At 58.1% G+C, this 3,557-nt stretch carries 2 protein-coding genes and 1 pseudogene; 2 read left to right on the top strand and 1 reads right to left on the bottom strand.

Features of this window, described 5'->3' with window-relative positions; all coding sequences use genetic code 11:
• Both ACLP2E_RS02720 and ACLP2E_RS02715 read left to right on the top strand, forming a co-directional pair.
• A pseudogene (locus ACLP2E_RS02720) lies at positions 1–1,259 on the top strand (addiction module antitoxin); the annotation flags it as partial.
• A gap of 957 nt (positions 1,260–2,216) precedes the next feature.
• Positions 2,217–2,690: a hypothetical protein gene (locus ACLP2E_RS02715; protein ID WP_442465084.1), complete on the top strand. Its 474-nt coding sequence runs from the start codon at positions 2,217–2,219 to the stop codon at positions 2,688–2,690.
• A 22-nt stretch (positions 2,691–2,712) separates the two neighbouring features.
• Here ACLP2E_RS02715 and ACLP2E_RS02710 read toward each other — a convergent pair whose 3' ends face one another.
• Positions 2,713–3,075, bottom strand: a complete 363-nt coding sequence (locus ACLP2E_RS02710; RefSeq protein WP_442465083.1) for an ATP-binding protein — start codon at positions 3,073–3,075, stop codon at positions 2,713–2,715.
• Between the last annotated feature and the right edge of the window lie 482 nt (positions 3,076–3,557).

Genomic DNA, 3,557 nt, shown 5'->3' with positions numbered 1-3,557 from the left:
CCCGCCAAGCGCAGGTCTGGGAGCTGATCGAAGCATGGGCGGAAGACAGGGCATCTGACGCGGACAAAGCGACATTGCGCGAGAAAGTCCGCACTTCGGCGCTTTCGCGGCGAGCGGCAATTCAGGCGAAAACAAATCCAAACGTCGCGGCTTTGGCGACAAGGGCCAAAGCCGCTTACGCGGCGCTCGAGCCAAGCGATTTGTTGAACAAACATGATTGGTTGTTCCGTCAGGGATGGGTCGATGAATCAGCCGATGAAATTGAAGGCATCGAGAAGGTCGATTTTCAAGAACGCGACCGTCGCATCCAGAAACTGAGGACCGACGCCTTGCGCGAAATTTTCTCTCAATTCAGCTATTCCGGGCTCTTGAACCTGGCGGGATGCGGTAAAGCTTACCGACAAATCGGCTGGTTGGCGGCAAATGATTTGTTGTCCGAAGCCGAACTTCAAGAGTTTCTGCTACAGGCTTTCCGTCGAATTTTGGATGCCGGAAGCGCGCCGTACCCGTTCGAGGGCGTGATCGCCGGCGCCTTGCTATCTATCGCTGATGACCAAAAGCGCGAACGAATTCTCAAGGGCGTTGTTCGGGACTTCGCTGAAGACGTTTCGGCTCGGCTGCTCGTTCTCGCGCCGTTTCGCAAAAGCACCTGGAATTTGGTCGACGCCTTAGGCGACGTTGGTCAGTGCAGCTACTGGAGCCGGGTGGTGCCGGATTGGATCGACCAATCCGATGTCGAGAATAACGAGGCCGTCGAACGCCTTTTGAAGGCTGGTCGACCGCGCGCCGCCTTTTCGTGCATCCGCCTTAGGCCCGAGAGAGTCGATCCGACAGTGCTCTTTCGCCTGCTAACGGAAATTGCGCAGGGCGGCAAAGACCAGCCCGGAGAAGATAAGCTGGCCGAATACGACGTCGAAAAGGCATTCAAGCACATTCACGGATCAACAGCGCTGACGCTCGATCAAATGGCTGCTCTGGAATTCTCGTATCTCGAGGTGCTCGCGCGGCCATGGGATCACCGGTCGGACTACGGCATCCCAAATCTTCAACGATACATCGAAGCTCACCCTGAGCTGTTCGTCCAGGCCATTGTGTGGCTATATAAGCGGAAGGATGGCGCGATCGATCCAGCCGAACTCAAGCCACCGACCGACCGAGCAGCGAGTATGGCCGAACGCGGCTACAAATTGCTTGAAGCGTTAGATTACATTCCTGGCCATAACGATCTTGGCGAGCTCGAAGCTAATCGCCTGGCGTAATGGATCGAGACGGTACGCAAGTCCTGCTCGGACCTAAACCGCACGGAGGTGTCAGACGTATGTATCGGCAAGTTGCTATCTCACGCTCCGGTCGGCGATGACGGTGTCTGGCCCTGCGAACCGGTGAGAGACGTTCTAGAAGAAATTGAATCCGAGCCGATGGCAAGAGGCGCGCAAACCGGCGTCTATAATTCGCGTGGCGTTCATTGGCGCGGAGAAGGCGGCGATCAGGAACGCGAATTGGCTGAAAAATATCGCAATTGGGCGCAGGGGCTTCAGATTTCGCACCCTTTTGTTGCGTCGAAACTGTTGATGGCGCTAGCCAACGTTTACGAACGCGAGGCTAGTAATCAAGACACGGACGCTGGCATCCGACGCTGGCTACGCTGAAAACAGCCCTCCAATAAAACAAATTGAAGGGTTGTTCGTGACCATACACCGCAGCGCCGATTAACCCGGCACTCGACGAACGCACGAAAATGATCTGTGTGTAGGAAATAATGGCGGTGGCGTGAGCCGGATTAAAGGCTGCGCGCCGCGACCGGACGTTCTCGTCCAATCGCGATGATGTTTTCGGAACGGCCGCCGCGGCCGCTCGGAAACGCGGCAGACGAGGTTGCTGGCCGTCGGCTCAGGGGTCAGAAGCCGTCGGTTGACGTGACCGGCGACGTTCGGCTCGTAAGGAGCCGTTCGCTGGCGACCGCCATAGACGGCTCGGCGCCAGTTGCGGACCTTGTCGGACACAATGACGATCTCTCGCATTCGGCTCGAAGCTGCCATTCGTAGCTCCGTAGCGGCCCCGTGACGCTCATCACCTGAATGAGGTTGGAAACCAGTTATTCCAAAAGTTAGATTGTACACTATGCGCGATTACTTAATTTGATTGTTGGTGCAATGAAGGATCCGCCCCGCCCACCAGCCTGGGCGTAAGCCGGAGCGGGGGTCGAGCCGCTGGGAATGAAGACAGTCGGGGGCCGGTGGAACGTGGACGCTGCTTATCTCTCGGCGCTTTCGGCGCTCGCGGGCTCGGCCATTGGCGGGCTGACGACGGGCCTCGTCACATGGTTGAGCCAGCGCGCGCAGGCTCGAGCCGGACATATCGCGCACGGGTTCTCCCGCCGCGAGGATCTCATCCGCGATTTCATCGTAGCGGCGTCGAAAACTTATGGGGACGCCCTCGTCAGTAACGAGCCGAAGATGCAAGATCTCGTCGATCTTTATGCGATGGTCAGCCGCATGCGCGCTTTGGCCATGTCAGGAAGCGTCGCCGCCGCCGAAAAGCTTCTGCGCGCCATTGTCGCCACCTATTTCGAGCCCAATCGAACGTTGCGCGATCTTCCTGAGGTGCTGCAAAACGGCTCGGGCCTGGATCCCTTGAGAGAGTTCAGCGAGGTGGCGCGCGAGGAGTTGGGCGCCTTCGCATCCTTCTGATCCCGCAGGCCAAATCATCAGACTATCCGACGTCGCCGTCAGTGGGGAGGGTAAACTCGAAGATGGCGCCTCGGAGCGCATTCGCAGTCACCGTCAGCTTTCCGCCATGCGCTTCGACGATCGAGCAGCAGATCGACAGGCCTATGCCCAGGCCGTCGGGCTTCGTCGTATAGAAATCCTCAAAGACGCGTTTCGAATCTTCCGGATCGATCCCTGGACCCGAATCCTGCACTGCGACCGAGATGGAATCGGGCCCGGATTTCGTGGTCTTGATCAGCAATTCTCGCGGTCCGTCGTCGACGTCGTTCATTGCTTCAACGGCGTTGATGCTCAAGTTCAGAAACACTTGTTTCAGCTGGACCAGATTTCCATAAACGAGCGGCAAGTCCTCCGCGAGTTGCGCCTTGACCGAGACGCCGTTCTGCTCCGCTTCAATGCGGGTGATTGCTTTGCTTATGATGCCGCCGCCCGGACGATTTGATCTATCACAATGACTCTAAATCCGAATTTAATATTATAAAAACCTTTTCAACGGCCATGGCGCGCCGGCCCCCGTAGGGTTGCCAAAGTCGCCAGTGGATCGCGCGGAAAGCGTCGCCGTGCAGCTGGGCTCCGGGAGATCGTGCGAGAGACCGTGGGCTGCGGGAGCGTGGCCACGGGGGCGAGCGCGCAGGTTCCGTTGGTCGAGACCGAGGCGGCTTTCGTCTGGCGAAGCGTGAACGCCCAGTTGCCAGGCGGGCGTTCAAAGCATCTGACGATGAGGAGTTGTTCCCGATGGCGGAGATTGAAGTTGCATTCGAACAGATGCTCGCTCGCCGCAAGGGCAAGCCTCCAATGCCGACAGCCGTTGTCCACCCGTGCAGCGTG

Source organism: Rhodoblastus sp. (genome assembly GCF_052145335.1).
Lineage (GTDB): Bacteria > Pseudomonadota > Alphaproteobacteria > Rhizobiales > Beijerinckiaceae > Rhodoblastus.
The sequence above is the reverse complement of the archived record's forward strand: the minus strand, read 5'-3'. Positions and strand labels throughout refer to the sequence as shown.

Bases quoted from the DNA above. Each gene is read 5' to 3' on its own strand.
- ACLP2E_RS02715 (WP_442465084.1), top strand. From the start codon at position 2,217: ATGAAGACAGTCGGGGGCCGGTGGAACGTGGACGCTGCTTATCTCTCG.